This window comes from Streptomyces sp. Tu 3180 (genome assembly GCF_009852415.1).
GTDB lineage: Bacteria > Actinomycetota > Actinomycetes > Streptomycetales > Streptomycetaceae > Streptomyces.
Genome location: NZ_WOXS01000002.1, coordinates 7,562,553 through 7,588,961, shown reverse-complemented (window position 1 = coordinate 7,588,961; position 26,409 = coordinate 7,562,553). Strand labels below are relative to the sequence as shown.

Genomic DNA, 26,409 nt, shown 5'->3' with positions numbered 1-26,409 from the left:
GGGAGGCTCGGGGGCCGGGGCCGCTACGGGCGGCGCTCCGAGCGCGCCGCGTCACAGAATCAGATTCCGTTCGTCATGGAGATCCACCCTACGGGGTCCCCGGGGGCGGACGCATCCCCATTCCCGCGAACGTGGAAAACCAGCCGGCCGGACCGCGCGACGAGGGCGGACGGTGGCGCAGACGTCGTCCGACCTCATCGGGGGGCCGGCACGACGTGGCTCCGAACGGACGACTCCGCCCCGCGCGCGGGGCCGGGCGGCCCGGGACGCGGAACCAGCCGGGCGTTGCCGCGCAGGCCCGCCACCCGCAGCAGCTCGTCCGCCGCCCGCGACCCAGGGCGCTCTCTCGCCCGGTGCCCGCGAACAGGACTGCCCGGCGACGGGCCCGGGGCCGTTCGTCGCCTCACACCGGAACGGTGACGACGGGGCAGCGGGCGTGGTGCGGTACTTCCCTGGCTCACCGAGCCCAGCAGCATGCCCGTGAAGCCTCCGTGCCCCCCCGCGGTCAGGCCCGCTGCGGCACGACCGCCACCGGGCAGGCCGCGTGGTGCAGCAGGGTGTGGCTCACCCGGCCGAGCCGGAGGCCGAAGTGCCCGGACCTGCGCCGTGCGCCGACGACCACGAGGTCGGCGGCGGCCGAGCGGTGGACGAGCACCTTGTGGGCCGGTCCCTCGGCCGCCGCCCGGTGTACCCGCACGGCAGGGTGATCGGCCGACGCCTCGGCGACGAGCGCGTCGACCAGGGCCAAGGCCTGTTCCTCGTGCCGGTGCGCCGGATCCGCGGCCGGTGCCGAGTGGTCGGCGTTCTCGTACGCGGGGCAGCGCCAGGCGCGGACGACGTGCAGCTCGCACCCGCGCGCCTCGGCCTCCCGGAAGGCGAACCGGACGGTCTCACCGCTCGTGCCGGGGTCGCCGGCACCGAGCAGGATCCGCTCGTGGGTTCCGGCGAGGCCGGCCTTGTCGCCCCGGACCACGACGACCGGGCAGGACGCGCGGGCCGCGACGGCCGGACCGACCGAGCCGAGCAGCACTCCCCTCAGTTCTCCGCGGCCGCGTGAACCGGTCACCAGGGCGAAGGCGTCGTTCCCCTCGCGCAGGAGGGCGGACGCCGCCTCTTCGGGCAGGATCTCGGCCGAGACCTCGAGACCGGGGTTGCGCCTGCGGACACGTTCCTCGGCGGAGACGACGAGATGACGCGCCGTCACCTGCTCCGCGGAACGCTCCCGGCTCGTCCTCGGCAGCGCTCCCTCGTGGCGCTCCCCCCGGGAGGCGTGGACCAGCCGCAGCGGGAGACCGTGACGGGCGGCCTCGTCCACCGCCCAGTCCACGGCCAGAAGACTGCCCTCCGACCCGTCGACACCGACGACCAGGGGAAGCACCATGATCCCCACCGCCTTCTCTCGGACTGCGTCGTGCAGTGGCCGGTACCTCTTTCACGGTCTCACCCGGTGCTCGGGGACAGCAGGGGCGAACCGGCCCCCGCCGGAAACCTCCGGCCCTGCCGCGGCGCGCCCGGCCGGGCCCCCGGACCGGCTCCGTGCACCGTTCGGCCCTGGGCCTCGCGGACCGTCCGGCGGACACCGGAAGCAGGACACGCAGTACGACGACCCCCGTGCTCCGCCCCGTGATCGTCACCGGATCCGAAGGGACCGGTCCCATGAGCACGAAGACCCTGCCCCCGGCGATGCCTCCCGCCGTGACACCGCCGGTCCACCCCGCGCGACCGACCGCCGTCCTCGACCCGCCACCGTCCCGCCGGCTGTGGCGGGTGAAGTGGCTGCTCGCCCTCCCCGCTACGCCGTCCTGCCCTTCCTGTGGGTGGCGTTCGCGGGGGTGAGCGTGGCGGTCTTCCCCGGCGGTCCTCCTGCCGGGCTGACGGAGCACTTCGTCGAGGGCGATCCGTCGGAAGCGCTGATCCGTGCTCCAGGGGCTGGAGCGGACCCGCGGTCGCGTACGGGTGAGGGGGCGAAGCGCCGTGCGACCGCGACGGGCAGGCTCAGCGCGGTCAGGACGACCCCGGGTTCCAGCAGCAGGGCGAGGGGGTGTGCGCCGGACCCCGGTGATGCCGTCGTGGGTGCCGATGACGGCCAGGAGGTCTCCTGCCCGCAGGGGGCCGGGCCGGTCCGGGTGGGCGATGACGTCCTCGCCGCGGACGACGCCGGCACCGGCGTCGCAGGGCCGTAGGATCTTGGCTGCCGCGACGACCGCAGGTGCCACACCGTTCGGGCGACGGCAGGGCCGTTCGGCATGATGGGATGGCACCTACGTCCGGAGGGAGCGGGGATGGCGGAGGGGCCGGCACAGAGGCGGAAGGGGGTCCCGGCAGCGCCCCATCTGCGGCTGGACGAGCTGCTGGAGGGTCTGCAGGCACAGGTGGAGCAGGTCCGCGCGACCCGGGACCGGGTGCACACGCTGCTGGACGCGGTCCTCTCCATCGGCACCGACCTGGACCTCGACGTCGTGCTGCGCCGGATCACCGAGTCCGCCGTGACCCTGGTGGACGCCCGGTACGGGGCCCTGGGGGTGCTCGGCGAAGAGGGGAAGATCCGGCAGTTCATCACGGTCGGCATGGACGAGGGCACCATCGAGGCGATCGGTCACTATCCCGAGGGCAAGGGCATCCTCGGGCTGCTGATCCGCGAACCGGAGCCGCTGCGCCTGGCCGACCTGGGTCGTCATCACGACTCGGTCGGCTTCCCCGAGGGACATCCGCCGATGACGACGTTCCTGGGAACGCCCGTGCGCGTGCGCGACCAGGTCTTCGGCAACCTGTACCTGACCGACAAGCGCGGCGGGGCGGAGTTCGACGACGACGACGAGGCCGTGCTGCGCACGCTCGCAGCCGCAGCCGGCGTCGCGATCGACAACGCCCGCCTGTACGAGGACACCCGGCGCCGCGAGCAGTGGCTGTCGGCGAGCAGCGAACTGACCCGCACCCTGCTGTCGGGCACCGACCCGGACAACGTCCTGCACCGGGTCGCCGCCACTGTCCGGACGCTGTCCGGCGCCGATCTGGTGACGCTGGCGGTGCCGCTCACCGGCAGCGAGGAACTGGTGATCGAGGCCGCCGAAGGAGAGGGTGCCGATCGGGTACGCGGGCTGGTCCTGCCGGCCGCCACGCTGGCCGCGAAGGTCTACCGGTCCAACGAGCGGATCACCAGCAGCGCCCTGTCGGAGGAGCCACAGGCAGGGGGCGGCTCCGCCGCCAAGATCGGCCTGGGGCCGGGGTTCCTGCTCCCGCTGGGTGGTGGCGAGGACGTGCGCGGGGTCCTGCAGGTCGCCAACCTGGCCGGCGGCGCGGAGTTCTCCGAGGCCACCATGAGGATGATCAGCGGGTTCGCGGACCAGGCCGCACTCGCGCTGGAGATCGCCGAGCACCGCCGCGAGGCCGAGCACCTCATGGTCCTGTCCGACCGCGACCGCATCGCCCGCGATCTGCACGATCTGGCCATCCAGCGGCTGTTCGCCTCCGGACTGACGCTGAACTCGGTCCTCGGCCGCATCGCCGACCGGCCCCAGGTGGCCGAGCGTGTGCAGCGAGTCGTCGACGACCTCGACGACACCATCAAGACCGTGCGCGGCACGATCTACGCGCTGCGCGAGCGCGATCGCGCCGACGCCCAGGGCGGTCTGCGCGGGAAACTGCTGGCCGAGACCGACCGGGCGGCCGCCGTACTCGGCTTCACCCCCGCCCTGCGCATGACCGGTCTGCTGGACACCGACGTCCCCTCCGGCCATGCCGAGCACCTGCTGGCGGTGTTGCGTGAGACGCTCTCGAACGCCGCCCGGCACGCACACGCCACCTCCGTGGAGGTCACCGCCGAGACGGACGGCACGCGGCTCCACCTGCGCGTCGCCGACAACGGCAGGGGCATCGACCCGGCCGTCACCCGCCGCAGCGGCCTGGAGAACCTCCGCCGGCGCGCCGCGGACCTGGGCGGCGGCTTCACCGTCACGCCGAACGAGCCCGCCGGCACCATCGTGGAGTGGACGGTGCCCCTCCCCGCGAAGGACGGAGCCTGAGCCCCACGGTGGCGGCAGTCAGGACAGCGGCGACGGCCCGCCGGGGGTCGTCGCCGGACGGACGGGGCGCCGACCACGCCGGTGACCGAGCCGACCTTGTCCGCCGGGGTCACAGGAGGGCCACCAGGGCGAAGGCCGCCCCGCTGCCCGCACCGAGCGCGGCGGCCATCGACAGGAAGGCGGTCGTGCCCAGCGGGGCCAGGGGCGGGGTGAACGACTGTACGACCGCTCCGGTGACGACCACGGCCGGCGAGCCGGTGAGCACCCGCACCGGGCCCAGCCGGTCGGACAGCCAGCCGCCGGCCGGACGCATCGCCACCGCGAGCAGCACGAAGCCGGCCATGCGGTGGGCGGCGTCGGCCTGGGTGAGGCCGTAACCGGTCTTGAGGTAGGTCGGCAGGTAGACGGAGACGGCGACGTACCCGCCGAAGGTCACCGCGTACGGTGCGGACGCCTGCCAGGTGGTGCCGAGGCGGGCGGTGACTGCCAGCCGGCGTCCCAGCGGCTCGGCCGGCACGGTGCGGCCGGGTGCGTCGCGCGGCAGCAGCGCGGCGGCCACGGCGTACACGGCGAGCACCCCGGCGGTGATCAGGAACGGGGTCGCCATGCTGCTCGCGTCGACCAGCTTCACGGTGGTCAGGGCACGGATCGCGGTGCCTCCCATGCCGGCGCCGAAGACACCGATGGCGAGGCCCCGCCGCTCGGGCGGGAACCAGGCGTTGACGAACGGCACACCGACGGCGAAGGCGGTGCCGCCGATGCCGAGGAAGAACCCGCCGGCCAGAAGAGCGGTGAGCGAGTCGTGTCCGGCCAGACCGAGGTGGAGCACCGGCACGATGGTGGCCGCCGGCACGATCGGGAACATCGCCCGCCCGCCGAACCGGTCGGTCAGGGCGCCCACCGGGATGCGGCCCAGGGAGCCGACCACGACCGGCACCGCCACAGCAGCGACTGCTCGAACGACGACAGGCCGAGGCTGTCCTCGAACCGCGGGCCGAGCGGACTCAGCAGCGCCCACGCCCAGAAGTTCACGGCGAAGCCGATCGTGGCCATGGCCGGCATCAGCCACGCCCGGCCGGACACCGGAGCACCCGACGGTGAGCTGTCGCCCTTCGACTTCAGCGGCTTCGACTTCAGCGGCTGGACCATGTTGTCCGTCCTCTTCCTCCGCGCGGTGGCACGGCGCCACCGGGATCGCATGCGCGCGGCAGGCCCTTCGCCCGTCCGCCGGCGTCCTGTGACCACTGTCCGCAGCCGGGCTCACCGGCGGCATGGGCCGTCGGTCCCCGCGGAGGGCCGGGCAGGCCCCGGGTCCGGACCCGCCGCTCCCTCTCACGGCCCCGGACACCCGGGACCACCGTCATGCGGCCGCTGTTCGCACTGGGGTAGGGCCGACCGGCCCTACCCCGTCCGTCGCCGGCGGGGAGACGATGGACCGGTGTTCCCGACAGACGGCTTTCGCGCACTCGGCCGGCAGGAGTGTCTGCGCCTGCTGGCCAAGGTGCCGGTCGGCCGTGTGGTGTACACCCGGCAGGCACTTCCCGCGGTCCTCCCCATCAACTTCTCCCTGGACACGGACGCCTCCGTCCTGCTGTGCACCTCGCCGGCCTCGGACCTCGTCCGTGCCATCGACGGCGTCGTGGTCGCGTTCGAGGCCGACGAGTTCGACGCGGTGACCCGGTCCGGCTGGAGCGTGGTCGTCACCGGGCGGGCCACCGTGGTGAGCGATCCCGCCGAGCACGAACGCCTGGCGCAGACCGGCCCGAGCTCCTGGATGCCCTTGCGGGAGTCGGTGTTCGTACGGATCGAGTCCGAGATGGTGACCGGACGCGAACTCAGGGGAGCTCCTGACCCGCGGTGAGGCACGGCCCGCAGCCGCTGCGGGGTCCTGACACCTCTGAGGCGGGCAGGCGCCCGGCAGCGCGGGCAGGCCCGGGCGGACCTCCGGATGACGGTGAACGGACGCTCCCCCGCGTCGTGCCGCCGGCGGCGGACGACACGGGCGGGGCGGTCACCGCACGGCCCTGCCCAGCGCCCTGGGGCCGTGTCCGGCCGCCCTGGGGCCAGGGCGGACGAGGCGGGCGGCCGGACGGTGACCGGGCCGGACCGTGCGCGGTGCCCGCCGTGAGCGGCAGCGGGGCGATCGGCCTCGGGTGCGGTCGGTGGAGTCGTACACGGGTCACCTCCGGGATCGGTCGCCGTCGGCATCCACCGGCGGCGGTGCTCGGCGCGGCGGCCGATGGTCGTCCGCGGCTCGGTCACAGCCGGCATGCAACGCCCGGCACACCCGGCTCCCCGGCCGGCCGGACCCGGCACCGGAACCATTGGTCCCCCTTGCCACCGGCGACATGGGGCCGGTGGGCCGGTCGCCGGGGACCGCGGGCCCCGGGTGCCGACCGCCGTGCACCGCTTAGCGTTCCGGGCCATGGAGAACGGTCAGAACGCGCGGCGTGGGGAGTCGAGCGCCGGTGAGGGCCGGCCGCTGGCGGCCCGCAGGCTGCTGAACCGCCGTGAGGTGTCGGCCGACGGGCGTGCGGTGTTCGGTGAGGGCGACCCGAAGTGGGAGGGTTTCTACCGGGACCGCTGGTCCCACGACAAGGTGGTGCGCTCCACCCACGGCGTCAACTGCACCGGATCCTGCTCCTGGACGGTGTGCGTCAAGGACGGCATCATCACCTGGGAGCACCAGACCACCGGCTACCCGTCGATCGGCACCGACTGCCCCGAGTACGAGCCGCGCGGCTGCCCGCGCGGGGCGTCGTTCTCCTGGTACACCTACTCGCCCGGCCGGGTGCGTCACCCGTACGTCCGGGGCACGCTCCTGGTCTACCGGCGTCGGGCCGCACCGGCCGCGTCCCCGACGGCAGCGGCTCGGCCGCGGTCGGCCTCCGGCTCCCGGCGAGCGGCATGAACCACGGACCCGCGCTCGCGCCGGACGCCGCCCCCGCCCTGGCCCGCCACCCGGGCCGGGGAATGTCCGGCCCCAGGGCTCGCCGCGTGGTGTCAGTGGCCCTCGTGCCTCAGCCGGTCGCGGGCCCGGGCGGCGATCACGGCGGCCCGGATGCGGCGCTCCACGCCCAGCTTCGCCAGGAGAGGGGAGATGTGGTTCTTCACCGTCTTCCCCGCCGGGTACAGCCGCAGACCGATCTGCCGGTCGGTCAGCCCCTCACCGACCAGCGCCAGGATCTCCCGCTCCCGGTCCGTCAGCCCCGGCAGCGCGTCCGGCTCCTCCTTCTCCCGCGGCCGCCCACCCCGCAGCCGCCCACCCCGCAGCCGCGCCGCCCCCGTGGCGCGGCTGCCCGCCATGTCGGGCAGCCGGCTTCCGGCTCCGGACCTCCCCGTCGCGCTCGTGAAGGAGAACTCGCCGTGACCGCTCGCACCGTCGGTGAAGTGATGACCAGGGACGTTGTGCAGGCCCGCCGGACGACACCGTTCAAGGAGGTCGTGCGCCTGCTCGACCACCACCGGATCAGCGGACTGCCGGTGGTCGACGCCGACGACAAGGTCCTCGGCGTCCTGTCCGGCAGCGATCTGGTACGCACTCAGGCGTACCGGGACGGCACCGCTCCGCCTCCGGCCGTGACGGCGGGTGACGTGATGTCGAGCCCCGCGATCACCGTGCACCCCGAGCAGACCGTGCCGGACGCGGCCCGGCTCATGGAACGCCGCGGCGTCGAACGGCTGCCCGTGGTCGACGAGGAGGACCGGCTCGTCGGCATCGCCACCCGCCGGGACCTGCTCCGGGTCTTCCTGCGCACGGACGACGACATCAGCCGCCAGGTGACCGAGGAGGTCCTCGCCGCCGCCCCGGGACTGCCGGCCGAGGCCGTCCGCGTCTCCGTACGCGACGGCGTCGTCGCCCTCGACGGCCGGGTGGAGCTGCGCAGCCAGGTGCCGGAGCTCGTTCACGCCGCCTGGCGCCTCGAAGGCGTGGTCGGCGTGGTGAACGGCCTCGGTTTCCGCGTCGACGACTGTGCGGCGCCCGCTCCGCCCGCTCGGGCCGGGAGCCCGTGAGCGCGGCGGCGGGCGATGCCGTGCGGCGACCCGGTCCGGCCGGGGCCGACGGTCCCTGCCGGGCCGGACGGACACGGAAGGGGTCCTTCGGCGCCTCCTGCGGCAGGGCGGCCCGAAGGACGGTGAGGGAAGGGAGCGGCGCCGTTCACCTCGGTACCGCTCCCGCCCGGCGCCGCCGTGCACCACGGCGGTCCCCGACGACGGAGGCACACCACCATGACCCGGGAGCACGTGCGGACCAGGGCGTGGAATCGCTCGCCGCCGCCGTCGAGCGGCGGAAGCCGCCGCACGGGAGCTTCCGGGCTTCCGCACGGCGGCTTCGGCGGGCCGGGCGGCGTCGGCGGACGTGCCCCCGGGTGCGACGGACCCGACGCGCGGGCCGTCGGACCCTTCCGCCCGTCGGGCGCCGGTCCTGGTCGTCCGCCGGTCCGGCCCAGGTCCGTGCCCCGCTCGGCCGTCGTCCCGCAGGGGATCGAGAAGCGGGAGGCGGCACTCGGCCGCCTCCCGCTCACCAGCCACCGGCAATCAGCGGTTTCCGCCGCTCAACGGACCCTTCCCCGCGGCTTCAGCGGCACCGCCGGCAGCTCGGGGGCAGGCAGCGGCGCACCGTCGTACCCCTTGACCTCGCCGAACCGCGTGCCCTCCATCCAGTCCCGGCGGGCCTGCACGATCTCCTCCTGGGTCCGGCCGATCCAGTTCCAGAACATGATCAGCTCCTCCTCGAACGGTTCGCCGCCCAGGAGCATCAGACCGGCGTCCGACTCGGCGCGCAGCGGGAGTTCGCTCCGGCCGCAGCCGAGGTAGAGCATCGAGCCGGGGAGCACCGGTACGCCGTCGACGTGGGCCTCGCCGGACATGGAGAGCACGGCGTACTCGAAGTCCGGTTCCAGCGGCAGCCGGACGTCCGCGCCGCGCGCCAGGGCGAGGTCGGCGCCGACGATCGGGGTGTACGCCGTGCCGGGCGAGGTGGCGCCGTCGAGGTCGCCGAGGATCAGCGTGGCCTCGACGCCCGGCGCCGTGACGACCGGCAGGTCGGCGTGGTGTTCGAAGCGGGGCTCCGTGTGACGGTGACCGTCCGGGAGCGCGACCCACAGCTGGGCGCCGTGCAGGAAGCGGGCGTGCGAGCGGGGGCTCTCCTCGGAGTGGCTGATCGCCCGGCCGGAGGTCATCAGGCCCAGCTCGCGCGGGCGGATCGTCTGGAGGCTGCCCGTGGAGTCGCGGTGCAGCACCTCCCCCTCGTGCAGCCAGCTCACCGTCTGCAGCCCCATGTGGGGGTGCGGCGGCACCTGCATGCCGGGCTCGTCGGCGATGTCGTCGGGACCGTAGTGGTCGACGAAGCACCAGGCGCCGACCATGCGCCGGCCCAGGTTGGGCAGCAGCCGCCTGACCTCGCTGGACTCGCCCAGCTTGACGTGCCGAGGGCTGAGGAGTTCCCGCACGGGTTCCGCCACGACGAAGCCCCGGCCGCCGCACGGGGAAGGAACCGCCTCGCGCTCAAGATTGCTCATGACGGACAACCTAGCCCCGCGGGGCGCCGCGCGTCAGTCCGTCGCCACGCCCGTGGCGGTGGTTCCGGATCCCGGCGGTGACGCCCGCGGAAGAAAACAGTAGCCATGTACATAGTAGCCATGTACGGTATTCGTCATGAGCTCGGCACACGAGGGCGCGACGCCCGGATTCCTGGTCTGGCGGCTGTCCATGAAGTGGCGCGTGGCGGTCGACCGCGCGGTGGCCCCGCTCGGCCTGACGCACGCGCAGTACTCCGTGGTGGCGACGCTGTACGGGATGCGCCGCTCCGGCGAACGGCCCAGCCAGCGCCGCCTCGCCGACCACACGGGACTCGAGCCGCTCTACGTGTCGAAGCTCGCCCGCGCCCTGGAGGCCGCCGGTCTCCTGGAGCGCACTCGGGACCCCCGCGACCCGCGCGCCGTGCAACTGTCGCTCACGGACCGGGGTGCCGAGGTCACCCGGCAGGCGATCGAGGTCGTCCAGGGGCTCCTGCGACAGCTGCTGGAGCCGCTCGGCGGTCTCGACGGCGCGCGCGCCCGGGCGTTCGTGCACGACCTGACGACCCTGCTCGACACACCTCTCGACCCTTCAGCCGATCACACGAGCGAGCACGAGACGGAGCAGTCATGACCACCACCGCACCCCTTGCCGACGGCCGCGTCATCGGCCTGGCCCACTACGCCGGCCGCGCGGTCCTGGAGAGCGTCCTGGACCGCTACGGCGTCACCTTCCAGCAGTCCGTCACCCTCCGGGCCGTCGCCGTGTCCGGCACCGGCCCGGCCGACCGCACCCGCCTCGCCGGGGAGGTCTCCGACGCCCTCAAGATCCCCCGGGCGGAGGCCGACGGCGTGATCGACGAGCTGATCGCCGCGGAGCTGCTGGTCCCGCACGAGCCCTCCGCGGTGCGGATCACGGACGCCGGACGGGAGGTGTACGAGCGGAGTTCCGCCGAGACCGGGGCGATCTCCGCCCGGATCTACTCCGGCATCCCCGCCGAGGACCTGGCCGTCGCCGGACGGGTGCTCACCCTCGTCACCGAGCGGGCCGACGCGGAACTGGCCGCCGCGACCGGCGCGGTCGCGTAACGGAATAGGGGACCGCCCGGGTCCGTTGTCGGCGTCGAAGGAGGTACGAGTGGACACCACGTACTACGACCACGGGACACCGGCCGAGCGGTGGGAGCGGGCCGGGATGTTCTTCGACGCCAAGGACTACGCCGCCGCCGCGCGCGTCCTGGACGGGCTGGTCGAGGAGGTGCCGGAGCAGACCGGGCCGCGGCTGCTGCTGGCGCGGGCCTACTACCACTCGGCCCAACTGCGCCGCGCGGAAGCCGAGTTGCGCGCCATCGTGGAGCGCGACCCGGTGGAGCACTACGCCCGGCTGATGCTCGGCCGCACGCTCGAGCGGCAGGGGCGGCACGAGGAGGCCCGGTCGCACCTGCGCATCGCCTCCGCGCTGGCGGGCGACTTCGACGACGACCGGGCCGTTCCCCGCCGGTGACGTCACCGGCGTCATGACGTCACGGCGCCACCGGTGCCCGGCCCCCTCGGGGGCCGGGCACCGTCATGACCGCGGCTCGTGCCGCGGCGCCGGTGTCACGGTCGTCCCGCTGCGTACGTCCGGCGCCCGCGCCGGTGCGCGATCTCCCCGAGCACGACGTCGACGGCGAGGAACGCCGCCAGCGGGATCCCGAGCAGCGGCACGAAGCAGCCCAGCACGGCGATCACCGCCAGCAGCGGGACGAGGACGTACGGCGGCACCTGCTGCCAGGCTCCCCGGGGGATCGGCCGTCCGAAGGAGGAGCCGCGCCCGCGCTGCCACCACATGCGGTAGCCCCACAGGATCAGCAGGATCAGGGCGAGGGCGAGGGCCATCAGCGCGATCTGGTTGACCAGGCCGAACAGGTTGCCGGTGTGGAGGTCGATGCCCCAGCGGGTGAGTTTCGCGAGCACCGGGTAGTCCGCGAACCGCAGGACGTCGGTGACCTCCCCGGTGGCCGGGTCGACGGCGGCCGCGTCCTGCTTCTCGGGCCAGCTGCGCTGCACCTGCTTCACGACGTACGCGGACCCGGCGCCGGCCGGCGGCACGATCTCCACCGGATCACCCAGCCCCTCGGCCCGCGCCGCCGCGAGGACCCTGTCCAGGCCGACCCCGTGGGCCGCGTCGCCCGCCGTGCCGCCGGCCGTGTCGTGGCCCGCGTGCTCGCCGCCCGCCGCGGCCGACAGCGACGGGGTCTGCTGGCCGAGCGAGGCGCGCAGGTCGTCGATGCCGGCGCCGGCGTAGGTGGACCACGTCAGACCCGTGGCCGAGAGGAAGAGGAAGCCGGCCGCGGCCCAGACGCCGACGCCGCCGTGCAGGCCGAGGGTGCGGCGCCGTCCCCCGGTGCCGCGCACCCTGCGCTGGGCGCGGCGCCGGGAGAGCCACAGCGCCAGTCCGCCGCCCGTGATCACCCACAGCCAGCTGGCCGCGAACTCGCTGTAGAGGCGGCCCGTCTGCCCCAGGTGCAGATCGCGGTGGAACTCGTCGATCCAGGTGCGCAGGGGCAACGCGCCGGTGGAGCCGTACTGTTCCAGCGCACCGCGCACCTTCGCGGTGTACGGGTCGACGAAGACGGCGAGCGTGTGGCCGGGATCCACACCCGGCACTCCGGACAGCATCACCCTGGTCGTGGCGTCCGCCCCGGGTGAGGGGCGCACGGCGGCGACCGTGCCCTCCGGGTGGGCCGCGCGGGCGGCGGCCACCTGCTCGGCGACGGGCAGCTTGCGGTCGCCGACGGGGACGGTCAGTTCGTGGTCGTAGACGATCTCCTCGGCCTGGAAGGAGGCGGCGTACAGCAGACCGGTGAGGGCGGCGACGAGCAGGAACGGGGCCACCAGCACCCCCGCGTAGAAGTGCAGGCGCAGGATCAGGGGGCGCAGGGCGGCCCACGTGCTTGCGGCGGGCGCGGGGGCGGGGGGCGGGGGGACCTCGTCCGTGGTGGTCGAGGGAGCGGTGGTCATCGGTCGGCTTCTCCCGGGGGGAAGTTGGCGGTGGTGGTGCAGTAGTCGGGGCGGCGGGGCGCCGGGTTCCCGGGAAGCGGTTGTGACGTGCGTCACCCGGCGGGCCGGGGGCTCGGTGGCGGCGTGACATCCTGGCGCGATGGGAACTGCGTACGATCAGGTGCCGCCGGCCGAGCGGGTCGAGGAACTGCTCGCCGTCCGGGGGCCGTTGCCCGTCGTCGCGGCCGGTGACCCGGTCCTGCGGCGCGGTGCCGAGCCGTTCGACGGCCAGCTGGAGCCGGCGCTGCTGGCCCGGTTCGTCGAGGCGCTGCGGGTCACCATGCGCGCGGCGCCGGGGGTGGGACTGGCCGCGCCGCAGGTCGGGGTGGGTCTGCGGATCGCGGTGATCGAGGATCCGGCGCCCGTCCCGGAGGAGGTGCGGCTGGCGCGCGGGCGGGTGCCGCAGCCGTTCCGGGTGCTGGTGAATCCGTCGTACGAGCCGGCCGGAGCGGGGCGGGCCGCCTTCTTCGAGGGCTGTCTCAGCGTGCCGGGGTACCAGGCGGTGGTGGCGCGGCACGCCGAGGTGCGGCTGAGAGGGCAGGACGAGCACGGGCGGCCGCTGGACGAGGTGTTCACCGGGTGGCCCGCGCGGATCGTGCAGCACGAGACGGACCACCTCGACGGCACGCTCTACCTCGACCGCGCCGAGCCGCGGTCGCTGTCGTCCCATCAGGCCGTGGTGGAGCGCTGGTCGCAGCCGACGCCGGAACGGGCGGCGCGGGCGCTGGGGTTCGAACTGCCGTAGGGCGTGGGGGGATCGTCGCGGTGACGCCGGGCGGCCGCTGTCCGGGACGCGCGGCCGGACCGGGGCCGGACCGGCGGGGCGGGCGGGACCCCGCGGGGCGAGGAGCACCCGCGAGCGGCTTCCTCCCCGGCCCGCGTGCGGCCCCCGCCTCCCCCGGACCTGGCTCAGGCGTCCCGGTACGCCTCCAGCAGGCGCAGCCACACCTCGCTGATCGTCGGGTACGACGGGACCGCGTGCCACAGGCGGCCGACGGGGACCTCGGCGGCCACCGCGACGGTCGCCGAGTGGATGAGCTCGCCGACGCCGGGGCCGACGAGGGTGACGCCGCGCAGGATCTCGTCCTCGAGGTCGACGACCATGCGGGCGCGGCCCTTGTAGCCGTCGGCGTACAGACCGGCGCCGGCGACCGAGGACAGGTCGACGTCGACGGCGCGGACGCGGTGGCCCTCCTGTTCCGCCTCGGCCAGCGAGAGACCGACGGCGGCCACCTCCGGGTCGGTGAAGACGACCTGCGGGACGGCGGCGTGGTCGGCGGTGGCGGCGTGCGCGCCCCAGTCCTCCGTGAGCGCGGGTCCACCGGTGGCGCGGGCGGCGATGGCGGCGCCCGCGATCCGGGCCTGGTACTTGCCCTGGTGGGTGAGCAGGGCCCGGTGGTTGACGTCGCCGACGGCGTACAGCCAGTCGTGGCCGCTCACCCGCAGGCTGTCGTCCACGCCGAGCCACACGCCGGGCTTGATGCCGACGCTCTCCAGCCCGATGTCGTCGGTGCGCGGCGCGCGGCCGGTGGCGAAGAGGATCTCGTCGGCCTCGATCCGGTCACCGGCGTCGGTGACGACCAGGACGGTGCCGTTCTCCCGGGTCACCGACTTCACCGAGGTGCCGGTGCGGATGTCCGCGCCCGCCTCGGTGAGGGCCTCGGCGACCAGTTCCCCGGCGAAGGGCTCCATGCGGGACAGCAGACCGCCGCCGCGCACGAGGACCGTGACCCGCGAGCCGAGCGCCTGCCAGGCGGTGGCCATCTCGGTGGCGACCACACCGCCGCCGACCACGACCAGCCGGCCGGGCACGGACCGGGCGCTGGTGGCCTCCCGGCTGGTCCACGGCCTGACCTCGGAGAGTCCGGGCAGGTCGGGCAGCTGGGCGCGGCTGCCGGTGCAGACGGCGACGGCGTGCCGGGCGGTGAGGACGTGCCGGCCGCCGTCGGGGCCGGTGACGGTGACGGTGCGCGGGCCGGTGATCCGTCCGTGGCCGCGGTGGAGGTCGGCTCCGATGCCCTCCAGCCACCGGACCTGGCCGTCGTCCTTCCAGTGGGAGGTGTAGAAGTCGCGGTGGCCGAGCACCGCGGCGGCGTCCAGGGGGCCCTGGACCGACCGGCTCAGGCCGGGGACGCGGCGGGCGTCGGCCCGGGCGATCACCGGACGCAGCAGGGCCTTGCTGGGCATGCAGGCCCAGTAGGAGCACTCGCCGCCCACCAGCTCGCTCTCCACGACCGCGGTGGTGAGCCCGGCGGCGCGGGTGCGGTCGGCGACGTTCTCCCCCACGGGGCCGGCTCCGAGCACCACGACGTCGTAAGCGATGGATTCCGTCTGCGTCGATTGCGTTTCCGTCATGGCGTCAGTCTGGTGGGTGGTGTGCGAGGTGGCCACATGGGTAGGGCGCGGAATACGTGACCGGTCGGCCGTGTTGTGCCGACGGCCGACCCGACACCAGGAAGAGGGAACACGCCATGAGCAGCACCGTGGAGCTCACCAAGGAGAACTTCGACCAGACGGTCACGGACAACGCGTTCGTCCTGATCGACTTCTGGGCGGCCTGGTGCGGTCCGTGCCGTCAGTTCGCGCCGGTGTACGAGAAGGCGGCGGAGGAGAACCCGGACCTGGTGTTCGGCAAGGTGGACACCGAGGCGCAGCCGGAGCTGGCCGCGGCCTTCGGCATCCAGTCGATCCCGACGCTGATGATCGTCCGCGACCAGGTCGCCGTCTTCGCCCAGCCGGGCGCCCTGCCCGAGGCCGCTCTGACGGACGTCATCGGACAGGCCCGCAAGCTGGACATGGACGAGGTCCGCAAGCAGATCGCCGAGCAGCAGGCACAGCAGGAGCAGGGCCGGGCCCCGGGCCAGGGCGAGTAGTCGCCTCCCCCGCCGTCAGCTGGACTCGCGCCGCACCACCGACGCGCCCAGCACCTTGTGCGCCTCGGGCGCGGCGACCGGGTCGCGCACCGTGCGGTCGACCAGCTCGGCGAGCTCACGGCCGGACGGCAGCTCCAGGTGCACGGTGCTCAGCCGGGGCCGCAGCAACCGGCCCAGCATCAGGTCGTCGGCACCGATCACGGCGGTCTCCTCGGGGATGCGGACGCCCTCGTCCTGGAGTGCGCGCATCAGGAGCATCGCGTACTCGTCGTTGTACGTGAACACGGCGTCGAGGCCGAGGGCGCGCCAGCGGGCGGCGAGCCGCGCGGCGGCGTCCTCGTCGTGGGCGAGGGGCAGCTCGGTGACCGTGGCGTCCGTACCGCGCAGGGCCTCGCGCACCCCGGCCAGGCGGGGCGCGGAGAACGCCTCCAGGCCGGGCTCCCGCGGGACGACGACGCCGATCCGGCGCCGGCCCCGGTCGAAGAGGTGGGCGCCCGCGCTGTACCCGACGACGTCGTGGTCCATGAGCAGGGCGTGCGCGCCCTCGACGGACTCGGGACCGAGGGTGACGACGGCCCGCGCCCCGGAGCGTTTGAGCACCTCGACGCCCCGCGGGCCGAGTCCGGACCCGGGGACCAGGACCGCCACGGGCCGCAGTTCGGCCCAGGCACGGGCGGCCTCGTCGTCCTGCGGGCCGACGGTGCCGTGCTGCACGACCGTGTAGTCGAGGCGGGCGAGCGCCTCCTGGAGGTCGTTGATGAACCGGCTGTAGAGCGGGCCGACGGGGAAGGCCGGCGCGGGCATCAGCACCATGCGGCTGTGCCCGGCGCGCAGGCTGCGGGCGGCCGCGTGCGGCACGTACCCGAGTTCTCTCGCGGCCTCGCGGACCCGGCGCCGGGTGGGTTCGCTGATCCGGACGGCACCGGCGTTGTTCAGGACGTAGGAGACGGTCGCGCGCGAGACGCCGGCCAGGCGGGCCACATCGGCGCTCGTGGGAACGGAGCGCGTCGGTGCGGGGGATGCGGGCGGGGGCGTTTTCGATATCTGCACCATGACGTACCGCATCCTTGCAGAAGGGGCAACGAGCCTGTCGGCCGGGTGAGTTGAGGGTCCCACGGCGGCCGTCGCCCCGCTCCGGGGCCTCCGCCGGGCACCGGGCCGGCTGGGGAGCCCAGGCCTACGGAAGAGCTCCGGGCCGGCAGGAGGGCGTCCGGCCCGTCACCCGGCCGTCCGGCCCGTCACCCGGTCGACCAGGTCCACCCACGCCGATTCCAGCCGCTCCGGCGGCATGCCGCACTGCCGGGTCAGGTGGTGGATCAGAGCGGGGTCGAGCTGGGCCAGCAGGGTGTGGGCGAGGAGCTCGCAGTCCGCGTCCGGCACCGCCTCGCGCAGCAGCAGGACGACGTGGTGGCGCAGCACACGGCGGGGCGGGGCGGTGAAGCGGCGGCCGGCATCCGGTTCGGCCGCCAGCTGCAGCTCCAGCTCGTCGGCGCTCCGGCGGAGCATGGCGAGGCCGAAGGCCCGCAGCCGCTCCGCGGGCGGCGCGCCCGGCCCCAGCGGCGGGGGCCCGGTGAGGAAGGCGGCCTGGAACTTCTTCTCGGACTGGTCGAGCAGCGCCGTGAGGAGACCGGTGCGGTCGCCGAAGCGGCGGAAGACCGTGCCCTTGCCCACGCGGGCCGCGGACGCCACCGCCTCCATGGTGACGCCGTCCGCGCCGCGCTCGGCCACGAGCAGTGCGGCGGCCTCCAGCAGCCGGGCCCGGTTGCGCGCGGCGTCGGCGCGCAGGCAGGGCTCGTCGACGTCGAGGCCGAGCTGGGGCAACTCCTGCGGTTCGACGGACTCCTGGGGCGTCGGGGCGGGCGGCGGGACTGCGGACATGAAGACAGCGTAAAGCATCGGGAAGAAAATGGACCGCGGTCCGGTTAGTCTGCTACAACAGAGAAACGGACCTCGGTCCGGATCGTTGACGCAGTGCTTTCCCCCTCCCCTGGAGTTCGTCGTGTCTGTTCGCATCCTCGCCCTCGTCGGCAGCCTCCGCGCCGGTTCGCACAACCGCCAGCTCGCCGAGGCCGCGGTCAAGCTCTCCCCGGAAGGCTCCGAGGTGGCCCTCTACGAGGGGCTCGCGGAGATCCCCTTCTACAACGAGGACATCGACGTCGAGGGCAGCGTCCCGGCCGCCGCCGCCCGGCTGCGCGAGGCCGCCGCCGGCGCCGACGCGCTGCTGCTCTTCACGCCCGAGTACAACGGCACGATGCCGGCCGTCCTGAAGAACGCCATCGACTGGCTGTCCCGCCCCTACGGCGCCGGTGCCATCAGCGGCAAGCCGGTCGTCGTGATCGGCACCGCCTTCGGGCAGTACGGCGGCGTCTGGGCGCACGACGACGCCCGCAAGGCCGTGGGCATCGCGGGCGGGAAGGTGATCGAGGACGTCAAGCTCTCCATCCCGGGCTCCGTGACCCGTTTCGCCGAGGTCCACCCGGCGGACGACACCGAGGTCGTCGAGCAGCTGACCGAGGTCATCACCCGTCTGGGCGGCCACGCCGCGGAGTCGGCCGCGGCCTGATCACGGCCGGCGCACCCGTTGCCCGATGGGGCCGGAGCCAGGACGGCTCCGGCCCCATCGCCGTGCGCGCGCCCGGTGCTCAGGCGGCCCCCGCCACCCTCCGCCCGGCGTCGCGGTGGATCGGCACGCCCGAGCCGGTCAGGGGCACGCCCGTGCCTCCCCGGCGGGCCGCGACGATCTCCGCCGCGATGGACAGGGCGGTCTCCTCCGGCGTACGGGCGCCGAGGTCGAGGCCGATCGGGGACCTGAGCCGGGCCAGCTCCCGCTCCCCCACGCCCGCCTCGCGCAGCCGCCGCTCCCGGTCGGCGTGGGTGCGGCGCGAGCCCATCGCCCCCACGAACGCCACCGGCCTGCCCAGCGCCTCCTTCAGCAGGGGGACGTCGAACTTCGGGTCGTGGGTGAGCACGCACAGCACCGTGCGCGCGTCGGTCGCGGTGCGGCGCAGATAGCGGTGCGGCCAGTCGACCACGATCTCGTCGGCCTCCGGGAACCGGGCCCGGGTGGCGAAGACCGGGCGGGCGTCGCAGACGGTGACGCGGTAGCCGAGGAACCCGCCCGCCCGCACCAGGGCCGCCGCGAAGTCGATCGCACCGAAGACGATCATGCGGGGCGGCGGCACCGACGACTCCACCAGCAGCGTCAGACCGTCGGGGCAGTACGCCCCTGTCCCGGACTCCGCCCGGGGCAGTCCCCGTCCCGCTCCGCCCGGCGCGAGGGCGACCGTGCCGGTGCGCCCCGCGTCCAGCAGGGCCCCGGTCTCCTCGGCCACCGTCCGGTCCAGCTCCGCGGGCCCGCCGAGCCCGCCCTCGTACGACCCGTCCGGACGTACGAGAAGAGCGCCGCCGAGGAGTTCGGCCGGGCCCTCGACGACCCGGGCGAGTGCCCCCGGCTCGCCCCGGACGACCGCCGACAGCGCCGCCCGCAGCACCGGCCGGACGGGGGCCCGCGCGCCGACCGGGGTCACCATGATCTCGACGACCCCGCCGCAGGTCAGGCCGACCGCGAAGGCGTCCTCGTCGCTGTAGCCGAACCGTTCGACGTGGATCTCGCCGTCCTCGAGCGCCTGCAAGCACAGCTCGTACACGGCACCCTCGACGCAGCCCCCGGAGACGGAGCCGATCGCCGTGCCCTCGCTGTCGACGGCGAGGGCGGCGCCGGGGCCGCGCGGGGCGCTGCCGCTCACGGACACCACCGTCGCCACGGCGAACTCCCGGTCCTCGGCCAGCCAGCCGTGCAGCTCGCCGGCGATGTCAAACACGCGGTCCTCCCGCCCGCAGCACCCGGTCCGGGCGGATGGGCAGGCTGCGGTGGCGCACGCCGGTGGCGTGCCAGACCGCGTTGGCGACGGCCGCGGCGGCGCCCACGATGCCGACCTCGCCGATGCCCTTGATGCCGACCGGGTCCTCGGGGTCCTCGTCGTCCACCCAGTCCGCCTCGATCTCCGGCACGTCGGCGTGGGTCGCGACGTGGTAGCCGGCCAGGTCGGACCCGTAGAGGCCGCCCGAGGCGCCGTCGCGGACCGCCTCCTCGTGCAGGGCCATGGAGAGGCCCCAGATCATGCCGCCGACGAGCTGGCCGCGCGCGGTGAGCGGGTTGACGATCCGGCCCGCCGCGAAGATCCCCAGCATCCGGCGCACCCGCACCTCGCCGGTGGTGACGTCCACGGCGACCTCGGCGAACTGCGCCCCGAAGGAGTGCCGCTCCTTCTGCGCGAGGGCGCCGACGGCGGCGGTGGTGTCGGAGCGCGCCGTGATGCCCTCCGGCGGCACGGTGCCTCCCGGGACGAGCCGGTCCCGCAGTTCCCCGGCGGCGGCCGTGACCGCCCAGGCCCAGGAACGGGTGCCCATGGAGCCGCCCGCGATCCCCGCCGGGCCGAAGTCGCTGTCGCCGATCCGCACCCGGACCAGGGCGGGCGCCACCCGCAGCGCGTCGGCGGCGACCAGGGTGAGCGCGGTACGGGCCCCGGTGCCGATGTCGGCCGCCGCGATCCGCACGGTGAAGGTGCCGTCCGCCTCCGCGGTCACCGCGGCCGTCGACGGCAGGGCACCCGCGGGGAAGGAGGCGGCGGCCGTGCCCGTGCCCAGCAGCCAGCGCCCCTCGCGGCGCACGCCGGGGCGCGGGTCCCGGCCGGCCCAGCCGAAGCGGCGGGCGCCCTCCCGGAAGCAGGCGGCGAGGTTGCGGCCGGCGAACGGCAGCCCGGAGACCGGGCCGCGCTCGGCGTCGTTGCGCAGCCTCAGCTCGATCGGGTCGAGGCCGCACCGCTCGGCCAGCTCGTCGAGCGCCGCCTCCAGCGCGAACGACCCCGGCGCCTCGCCCGGCCCGCGCATCCACGTCGGGGACGGCACGTCCAGCCGCACGACCTCGTTCACCGTGCGGTGGGCGGCGGCGTCGTACATCACCCGGGCCGGCCCGGCGCCCGGTTCGACGAACTCCCACACCGTGGACGTCTGGTTGAGCGAGCGGTGCTCCAGGGCGCGCAGCCGCCCGTCGGCGTCGGCACCGAGCCGGACCCGCTGGGCGGTGGGGCTGCGGTAGCCGGTGAGCGAGAACATCTGACGACGGGTCAGCACGACGCGCACCGGGCGCTGCAGGACGGTCGCGGCCATCACGGCGGCCACCTGGTGGGCCCGCAGGCCCTTGCTGCCGAAGCCGCCGCCGACGTGCTCGGAGCGCACCCGCACGGCGGACGGTTCGAGGGAGAACATCTTGACGAGCTCGTCGGCGATCCAGGTGGTGCCCTGGTTGGAGTCGACGACCTCGAGCCGTCCGCCGTCCCACCGGGCGGCCGCCGCGTGCGGCTCCATCATGGCGTGGTGTTCCTCGGGCGTGGTGTACTCCGCGTCCACCACGTGGGCCGAGGCGGCGAGTTCGGCCTCCAGGTCGCCCTTCTCCGTGGCGGCGGGCATGTGCCCGTCCGCCGGGTACGCGTCCGGGCGGCCCGCGTGGAACGCGATGTCGTGCGGCTGCCGCTCGTAGGTGACGACGAGCGCCTCGGCGGCCTCCCTGGCCTGTTCGGGCGTCTCGGCGACGACCAGCGCGACGGGCCACCCGGAGTACGGGATCCGGTCGTGCTGGAAGAGGGCCGCGGTCGGGTCCGGCGGGACGCCCAGCAGGCCGATGTAGTCGGTGTCGACGCGCGGGGCGTTCCCGTGGTGCAGGACGGCGAGCACGCCCGGCATGCCGAGCGCGCCGGCGGTCTCGACGGAGCGGATCCGGCCGCGGGCGACGGTGGACAGCACCAGCCGGCCGTGGGCGAGGTCCGCGAAGGGTATGTCGCCGGCGTAGCGGGCGGCCCCGGTGACCTTGTCGCGGCCCTCCACCCGGGTGTGCGCGGTGCCGACGGCGCCGGCCGGCGCCGTACGGCCGGTCGTGGCGGCGGTGGTCATCGGGCGGCCTCCTCGGCGAGTTCGGACAGCACGGCCACCACGAGGTTGCGCATGAGGGTCACCTTGTATCCGTTGTCGGGCAGCGGCCTGGCCGCCGCCAGTTCGGCGTCCGCGGCCGCGGCGAAGCGCTCCTCGCCGGCCGGGGCCCCGGTCAGGACGCGTTCGGCCGCCCGGGCCCGCCACGGCCGGGACGCCACCGCGCCGAAGGCCAGGCGCGCCTCGCGCACGACCCCGTCGCGGACGTCGAGGGCGGCGGCGACCGAGCCGATCGCGAAGGCGTACGAGGCGCGTTCGCGGACCTTGCGGTACCGGGAGCGGGCGGCGACCGGCGCGGGCGGCAGGGTGACGCCGGTGACGAGCGCGCCGGGCGGCAGGGCGGTCTCGCGGTGCGGGGTGTCGCCCACCGGCAGGTAGAAGCCGTCGAGCGGCAACTCCCCGGGGCCGTCGGCCGTCTCGTACGAGACGACCGCGTCGAAGGCGGCCAGCGCCACGCCCATGTCGGACGGGTGGACGGCCACGCAGTGGTCGGAGGCTCCCAGGACGGCGTGGTTGTGGTGCTCACCGGCGACGGCGGGGCAACCGCTGCCGGGCGCACGCTTGTTGCAGGGCTGGGTCACGTCGGCGAAGTAGCCGCAGCGGGTGCGCTGGAGCAGGTTGCCGCCGACGGTCGCCATGTTGCGCAGCTGCCCGGAGGCGCCGGCGAGCACCGCCTGGGCCAGGGCCGGGTAGCGGCGGCGGACCTCGGGGTGCGCGGCGAGGTCGCTGTTGGTGACGGTGGCGCCGATGCGCAGCCCGCCGTCGTCGGCCGGCTCGATCCGGTCCAGCGGGAGCCGGCGGACGTCGACGAGCCGCGCGGGGCGCTCGACGCCGGTCTTCATCAGGTCGACGAGGTTGGTGCCGCCGCCGAGGTAGCGGGCGTCCGGGTCGGCGCCGAGCAGCGCCACGGCGCCGGGGACGTCGTCGGCGCGCCGGTAGTCGAACTCCCTCACGCGGCGGCCTCCTCGGTCCCGGCCCGGGTCACGGCGGCCGCGCGGGCGACCGCTTCGGCGATCTGCGCGTAGGCGCCGCAGCGGCACAGGTTGCCACTCATGCGTTCCTTGATCTCCTCGGGGGTCAGGGGCGGCGGCCCCGTTTCGGGCCGTACGTCCTCGGTGGCGGCGCTGGGCCAGCCCGCGGCGTGCTCCTCGATGACGGCGACGGCCGAACAGATCTGGCCGGGCGTGCAGTAGCCGCACTGGAAGCCGTCCAGGTCGAGGAAGGCCTGCTGCACCGGGTGCAGCCGGTCTCCCCGGGCCATGCCCTCCACGGTGGTGATCTCCCGTTCCTCGGCCGCGACGGCCAGTTGGAGGCAGGAGACGGTGCGGCGGCCGTCGACCAGGACCGTGCAGGCTCCGCACTGTCCCTGGTCGCAGCCTTTCTTGGTGCCGGTCAGATCGAGTCGCTCGCGCAGGGCGTCGAGCAGGGTGGTGCGGTGGTCGACGGACAGCGTGTGCTTCTCGCCGTTGATGTCCAGGGTGACGGTGCTGGACGTCGAGGGGGCCATGAGCAGCCTTCCTTCGCGGATCCGGGGCGTGTCGGGACGGCCTTCCGGACGGCGGGCGGGTCGGTGACGCGGGGGGCTGTACGGGACGAGCGCGGCTCGGGAACCATGCGTCCATGCGGGAGTGCGCAGGGCCGGAGCGCCGGTCGCGCGGGCCCGCCGATACGATGAGCCGAAGCGGACAGCTGTCCACTACCGGAGAAGTTAGTGGACAGCTGTCCGGTTAACAAGAACGGGTTTCGGCCACGGCCCGGGAGGAGTCACGCGTGCGGGAGAAGAAGGACGCGCCCCTGCGTTCGGACGCGCAGCGCAACCGCGAGCGCATCCTGGACGTGGCCCTGGCCGAACTCACGCGCTCGGCGGACACCCCGCTGAGCGTGATCGCCAAGAAGGCGTGCGTCGGACAGGGGACGTTCTACCGGAACTTCCCCAGCCGCGAGGCGCTCGTCCTGGAGGTCTACCGGCACGAGATGCGGCAGGTCGCCGAGAGCGCGGCCCGGTTGCTGGCCACCCGGGAGCCCGACCGGGCCCTGCGCGAGTGGATGGACCGGCTGGCCCGGTTCGCCATGGCCAAGGCCGGGCTGGCCGACGCCATCCGGCAGGCCACCAGCGGACCGGGGAGCCCGGCGAAACCGGGACACAACGAGGTGACCGAGGCGGCCGAACTCCTGCTGCGCGCCTGCGAGGAGGCCGGATCCATCCGTCCGGGGGTGAGCGTGGACGACTTCTACCTCGCCATCGCCGGCCTCTGGCAGATCGACCCGGACGGGGACTGGCAGCCGCGCGCCACCCGGCTGCTGGACCTCGTCATGGACGGGCTGCGCGCGGGGGCGCGCGGGCGGTAGGCCCTGCGGACCGCGTGCGGCGTCCCGCACCGGCCGCGCGGGGCACGCGGGCGGTGGCCCCGGACCCGCTCCCCGCCCTCAGGCGACCGCCGTCGGCGCCAGCTCCCGCAGTTCCCGCAGCGCGGCCTCCACCGCCGGCCGGGCGCGGCCGCCGCCGCGCGTGCAGGTCAGCAGCTTGCGGTGCGGGTCGCCGGCGCAGCGCACGCGGGTGATCGGCAGGTGCGGGGTCAGGTGGGCGAGACGCGGGATCAGGGCGACGCCGAGTCCGTGGGCGACGAGGTGGGCGGTGACGTTCCAGTCGAGGGCGTGGTGGACGACGTCCGGGGCGAATCCGGCCGCGCCGCACGCGGACATCACGTGCGGCCGGCAGGGGCTCTCCGGCACCGGCGCGATCCACGGCTCGCGCGCCGCCTCGGCGAGGTCGATCCGCTCGCGTCCGGCCAGGGGATGTCCCCGCGGGACCACCAGGTCGAACGGGTCGTCCAGCAGCGGCCGCTGGTCGAACCGCGGGTCGCCCAGCGGCGGGTTGTGCGGGGTGGACTCCACGACGGCCAGGTCGGCGGCCCCTTCGAAGAGCAGGTCGAAGCTCTGCTGCACTCCGGCCTCGGCGATCCGCACCGACAACCGCGGGTGGCGCTCGCCCAGCCGGGCGGCCATGGGTGCCAGCAGCACCGAGACCGCCACCGGGAACCCGGTCACGCGCAGCGGCCCGGCCGGGACGCCGCGGTCGGCCCGCAGGTCCAGTTCCGCCTGGTCCCAGCGCGCCTGGATGGCGTCGGCGTGCGCGAGCAGGCTCTCGGCGGCCGGGGTGAGCCGCACCCCGCGTCCCTGCGGCTCGAGCAGCTCGACGTCCAGGTCGCGGGCGAGCCGGCGGATCTGCTGCGAGGCGGCGGACGGGGTGAAGTGCAGGGCGCGGGCGGCCGCGGTGACCGTGCCGTAGCGGGCGACCGCCCTGAGGACGTGCAGCCGGCGCAGGTCAATCATGAAGCCCACGCTTCACGGTGGCGTCCACGAAGTCAACCTGGACGTGCACGGAGGTTCCGGCGCACCCTTGCCGTGTCGCGACGACCGACGAGCACCCGACGCGCGAGCAGGCGAGGAGTCACCATGACCAGCACGACCGGCGCCACGGGCACGACCGGGGCCGTCTGCCCGTACTGCGGGTGGCCGGACGACGCCGAGCCGTTCCGGGTGGTCTCCCGGCACGGCACCGCGGCGGGCAGCACCGTGTGGACCCGGTGCGGGTGCGGCTCGCTCCAGGTCCGCGCCGTCGACGACCGCGGCGTCCGCATCGTGTCCCGCAGCGGGCCCGCCGGCCTCCCGTGGAGCGGGGCGGACCGGTGACCGGCCGGGGCGGCCGTTGACAGGCGGCCCGCCCCGGCCGTACTAATCGAGGCCGGTGGTCCGGGGTCCGGCAGGAGGCGTGGACGTGCAGAAACACCCCTTGTCCGGGGTCACGGTGGTCAGCCTGGAGCAGGCGGTGGCCGCGCCCTACGCCACCCGGCAGCTGGCCGATCTCGGCGCCCGCGTGATCAAGGTGGAGCGGCCGGGCGAGGGCGACTTCGCCCGCCGCTACGACACGACCGTCCACGGCCACTCCAGCTACTTCGTGTGGATCAACCGCTCCAAGGAGTCCCTCACGCTGGACCTGAAGGATCCGCGGGGCCGCGCGATCCTGCACCGGCTCCTCGAGGACGCCGACGTGTTCGTGCAGAACCTCGCGCCGGGCGCCGCCGACCGCCTCGGCCTGGGCACCGAGGAGCTCACCCGCCGCTGTCCGCGGCTGATCCCGTGCACGATCTCCGGTTACGGCACGACCGGGCCCTGGGCGGACCGCAAGGCGTACGACCTGCTGATGCAGTGCCAGACGGGCCTGGTGTCGCTGACCGGGACGGCGGACGGGACCGCGCGCACCGGCATCTCCGTCGCCGACATCGCCGCCGGGATGTACGCCTACAGCGGCGTGCTCACCGCCCTGTACACCCGCGCGACCACCGGCAGGGCCCATCCGGTGGAGGTGTCGCTGTTCGAGGCGCTGGCCGAGTGGATGGGCCAGCCCGCCTACTACACCCGCTACGGCGGCAGCCAGCCCCCGCGTCTGGGCACCCAGCACGCCACCATCGCCCCGTACGGGACCTACCGGGCCGCCGACGGCCGCGAGGTGCTGTTCTCCGTCCAGAACGAGCGTGAATGGGCGGCCCTGTGCGCCGGGTTCCTCGGCCGGCCCGAGCTGACCGACGACCCGCGCTTCGCCACGGGTTCCGACCGCGTGGCCCACCGGGAGGAGCTGAACGCGATCATCGCCGAGCGCTTCGCCCGCTCCGGCGCCGAGGAGCTGCTCGGGGAGCTGGAGGCGATCGGCATCGCCTGCGCCGGGGTCAACGACGTCGCCGCGTTCCTCGACCACCCGGTCCTCGCCGCCCGCGACCGCTGGCGCGAGGTCGCGGTGCCGGGCGCGACCGTCCAGGCGCTGCTGCCGCCCGCCGACCTCGCCGGCCTGCCGGCGCGCATGGACCCGGTGCCGGCCGTGGGCGAGCACACGGAGGCGATCCTGACGGAACTGGGCCACTCCCCGAGGACATCGAGGCGCTGCGCGCGGACTCCGTCGTCTGAACCCGG

The 26,409-nt window shown here is 74.9% G+C and carries 22 protein-coding genes and 4 pseudogenes; 13 read left to right on the top strand and 13 right to left on the bottom strand.

The features are described 5' to 3' along the window. Nucleotides 1-505 precede the first annotated feature (505 nt). Entirely contained in the window at nt 506-1,381 is an 876-nt protein-coding gene (locus GL259_RS34440; RefSeq protein WP_159537282.1) for a universal stress protein, read from the bottom strand. A gap of 901 nt (nt 1,382-2,282) precedes the next feature. Here GL259_RS34440 and GL259_RS34435 point away from each other — a divergent pair. Continuing rightward, complete coding sequence (locus tag GL259_RS34435) at nt 2,283-4,022, top strand: GAF domain-containing protein (RefSeq protein WP_166461596.1); 1,740 nt, start codon at nt 2,283-2,285, stop codon at nt 4,020-4,022. A gap of 65 nt (nt 4,023-4,087) precedes the next feature. Here the strand turns inward: GL259_RS34435 and GL259_RS34430 are convergent. After that, nucleotides 4,088-5,084 (bottom strand): annotated as a pseudogene (locus GL259_RS34430) (MFS transporter); the annotation flags it as partial. A gap of 376 nt (nt 5,085-5,460) precedes the next feature. Between GL259_RS34430 and GL259_RS34425 the strand changes: the two are divergent. Together GL259_RS34425 and GL259_RS34420 are read left to right on the top strand one after the other, a co-directional pair. Continuing rightward, nucleotides 5,461-5,883 carry a pyridoxamine 5'-phosphate oxidase family protein gene (locus GL259_RS34425; RefSeq protein ID WP_159537280.1) on the top strand — a complete coding sequence of 141 codons (423 nt, stop codon included), beginning with the start codon at nt 5,461-5,463 and terminating at the stop codon, nt 5,881-5,883. 564 nt (nt 5,884-6,447) lie between these two features. Further along, nucleotides 6,448-6,846, top strand: a pseudogene (locus tag GL259_RS34420) (nitrate reductase subunit alpha); the annotation flags it as partial. Between the two features lie 179 nt (nt 6,847-7,025). On the opposite strand, the pseudogene GL259_RS34415 reads toward GL259_RS34420, so the two are convergent. Beyond that, nucleotides 7,026-7,283 (bottom strand): annotated as a pseudogene (locus GL259_RS34415) (helix-turn-helix transcriptional regulator); the annotation flags it as partial. Between the two features lie 105 nt (nt 7,284-7,388). Here GL259_RS34415 and GL259_RS34410 point away from each other — a divergent pair. Next, nucleotides 7,389-8,036: a CBS domain-containing protein gene (locus tag GL259_RS34410; protein ID WP_243762479.1), complete on the top strand. Its 648-nt coding sequence runs from the start codon at nt 7,389-7,391 to the stop codon at nt 8,034-8,036. A gap of 542 nt (nt 8,037-8,578) precedes the next feature. Here GL259_RS34410 and GL259_RS34405 read toward each other — a convergent pair. Beyond that, nucleotides 8,579-9,544 carry a pirin family protein gene (locus GL259_RS34405; RefSeq protein WP_159537278.1) on the bottom strand — a complete coding sequence of 322 codons (966 nt, stop codon included), beginning with the start codon at nt 9,542-9,544 and terminating at the stop codon, nt 8,579-8,581. Nucleotides 9,545-9,680: 136 nt separating this feature from the next. Between GL259_RS34405 and GL259_RS34400 the strand changes: the two genes are divergently transcribed. Genes GL259_RS34400 through GL259_RS34390 form a run of 3 tightly spaced genes read left to right on the top strand, consistent with a single transcriptional unit; the run spans nt 9,681 to nt 11,045 of the window. After that, on the top strand, nt 9,681-10,175 hold the full coding sequence (locus tag GL259_RS34400; protein WP_159537276.1) for a MarR family transcriptional regulator: 495 nt from the start codon (nt 9,681-9,683) through the stop codon (nt 10,173-10,175). Then, a complete protein-coding gene (locus tag GL259_RS34395) occupies nt 10,172-10,630 on the top strand; it encodes a MarR family winged helix-turn-helix transcriptional regulator (protein WP_159537274.1) in 459 nt (152 codons plus the stop codon). Before GL259_RS34400 ends, GL259_RS34395 begins: the two co-directional genes overlap by 4 nt. Before the next feature lie 49 nt (nt 10,631-10,679). Beyond that, nucleotides 10,680-11,045 carry a tetratricopeptide repeat protein gene (locus GL259_RS34390; RefSeq protein WP_159537272.1) on the top strand — a complete coding sequence of 122 codons (366 nt, stop codon included), beginning with the start codon at nt 10,680-10,682 and terminating at the stop codon, nt 11,043-11,045. A gap of 95 nt (nt 11,046-11,140) precedes the next feature. On the opposite strand, the gene GL259_RS34385 is transcribed toward GL259_RS34390, so the two are convergent. Then, nucleotides 11,141-12,544 carry a PepSY-associated TM helix domain-containing protein gene (locus GL259_RS34385; protein WP_159537270.1) on the bottom strand — a complete coding sequence of 468 codons (1,404 nt, stop codon included), beginning with the start codon at nt 12,542-12,544 and terminating at the stop codon, nt 11,141-11,143. A gap of 139 nt (nt 12,545-12,683) precedes the next feature. Between GL259_RS34385 and GL259_RS34380 the strand changes: the two genes are divergently transcribed. Further along, entirely contained in the window at nt 12,684-13,328 is a 645-nt protein-coding gene (locus GL259_RS34380) for a peptide deformylase (RefSeq protein WP_159537268.1), read from the top strand. A gap of 164 nt (nt 13,329-13,492) precedes the next feature. On the opposite strand, the gene GL259_RS34375 is transcribed toward GL259_RS34380, so the two are convergent. Then, entirely contained in the window at nt 13,493-14,938 is a 1,446-nt protein-coding gene (locus GL259_RS34375; protein WP_159537266.1) for an NAD(P)/FAD-dependent oxidoreductase, read from the bottom strand. Between the two features lie 116 nt (nt 14,939-15,054). Between GL259_RS34375 and trxA the strand changes: the two genes are divergently transcribed. Continuing rightward, entirely contained in the window at nt 15,055-15,456 is a 402-nt protein-coding gene (gene trxA / locus GL259_RS34370; protein ID WP_159537264.1) for a thioredoxin, read from the top strand. A 15-nt stretch (nt 15,457-15,471) separates the two neighbouring features. Here trxA and GL259_RS34365 read toward each other — a convergent pair whose 3' ends face one another. Both GL259_RS34365 and GL259_RS34360 read right to left on the bottom strand, forming a co-directional pair. Further along, nucleotides 15,472-16,509: a LacI family DNA-binding transcriptional regulator gene (locus GL259_RS34365; protein ID WP_159537262.1), complete on the bottom strand. Its 1,038-nt coding sequence runs from the start codon at nt 16,507-16,509 to the stop codon at nt 15,472-15,474. 165 nt (nt 16,510-16,674) lie between these two features. Further along, nucleotides 16,675-17,334: a TetR/AcrR family transcriptional regulator gene (locus GL259_RS34360; RefSeq protein WP_159537260.1), complete on the bottom strand. Its 660-nt coding sequence runs from the start codon at nt 17,332-17,334 to the stop codon at nt 16,675-16,677. A 121-nt stretch (nt 17,335-17,455) separates the two neighbouring features. On the opposite strand from GL259_RS34360, the gene GL259_RS34355 reads away from it, so the two are divergent. After that, nucleotides 17,456-18,019 (top strand): NADPH-dependent FMN reductase, encoded by a 564-nt coding sequence (locus GL259_RS34355; protein ID WP_159537258.1) that lies wholly within the window; start codon nt 17,456-17,458, stop codon nt 18,017-18,019. A 79-nt stretch (nt 18,020-18,098) separates the two neighbouring features. Here GL259_RS34355 and GL259_RS34350 read toward each other — a convergent pair whose 3' ends face one another. From GL259_RS34350 to GL259_RS34335, 4 genes are read right to left on the bottom strand one after another with little or no spacing between them, the layout of a single operon-like run. Then, nucleotides 18,099-19,277, bottom strand: a complete 1,179-nt coding sequence (locus GL259_RS34350) for an XdhC/CoxI family protein (protein ID WP_159537256.1) — start codon at nt 19,275-19,277, stop codon at nt 18,099-18,101. After that, nucleotides 19,270-21,405 (bottom strand): xanthine dehydrogenase family protein molybdopterin-binding subunit, encoded by a 2,136-nt coding sequence (locus tag GL259_RS34345; RefSeq protein ID WP_159537254.1) that lies wholly within the window; start codon nt 21,403-21,405, stop codon nt 19,270-19,272. The genes GL259_RS34350 and GL259_RS34345 overlap by 8 nt, the downstream gene beginning before the upstream one ends. Continuing rightward, nucleotides 21,402-22,394: a xanthine dehydrogenase family protein subunit M gene (locus GL259_RS34340; protein WP_159537252.1), complete on the bottom strand. Its 993-nt coding sequence runs from the start codon at nt 22,392-22,394 to the stop codon at nt 21,402-21,404. Before GL259_RS34340 ends, GL259_RS34345 begins: the two co-directional genes overlap by 4 nt. After that, nucleotides 22,391-22,948 (bottom strand): 2Fe-2S iron-sulfur cluster-binding protein, encoded by a 558-nt coding sequence (locus GL259_RS34335; protein ID WP_159537250.1) that lies wholly within the window; start codon nt 22,946-22,948, stop codon nt 22,391-22,393. Before GL259_RS34335 ends, GL259_RS34340 begins: the two co-directional genes overlap by 4 nt. Before the next feature lie 263 nt (nt 22,949-23,211). Between GL259_RS34335 and GL259_RS34330 the strand changes: the two genes are divergently transcribed. Further along, complete coding sequence (locus GL259_RS34330; protein ID WP_159537248.1) at nt 23,212-23,790, top strand: TetR/AcrR family transcriptional regulator; 579 nt, start codon at nt 23,212-23,214, stop codon at nt 23,788-23,790. Nucleotides 23,791-23,868: 78 nt separating this feature from the next. On the opposite strand, the gene GL259_RS34325 is transcribed toward GL259_RS34330, so the two are convergent. Then, nucleotides 23,869-24,774 carry a LysR family transcriptional regulator gene (locus tag GL259_RS34325; RefSeq protein WP_159537246.1) on the bottom strand — a complete coding sequence of 302 codons (906 nt, stop codon included), beginning with the start codon at nt 24,772-24,774 and terminating at the stop codon, nt 23,869-23,871. Between the two features lie 123 nt (nt 24,775-24,897). On the opposite strand from GL259_RS34325, the gene GL259_RS34320 reads away from it, so the two are divergent. Together GL259_RS34320 and GL259_RS34315 are read left to right on the top strand one after the other, a co-directional pair. Continuing rightward, a complete protein-coding gene (locus tag GL259_RS34320; protein WP_159537244.1) occupies nt 24,898-25,134 on the top strand; it encodes a hypothetical protein in 237 nt (78 codons plus the stop codon). Nucleotides 25,135-25,213: 79 nt separating this feature from the next. Beyond that, nucleotides 25,214-26,403, top strand: a pseudogene (locus GL259_RS34315) (CaiB/BaiF CoA-transferase family protein). The last annotated feature ends 6 nt before the right edge of the window (nt 26,404-26,409 follow it).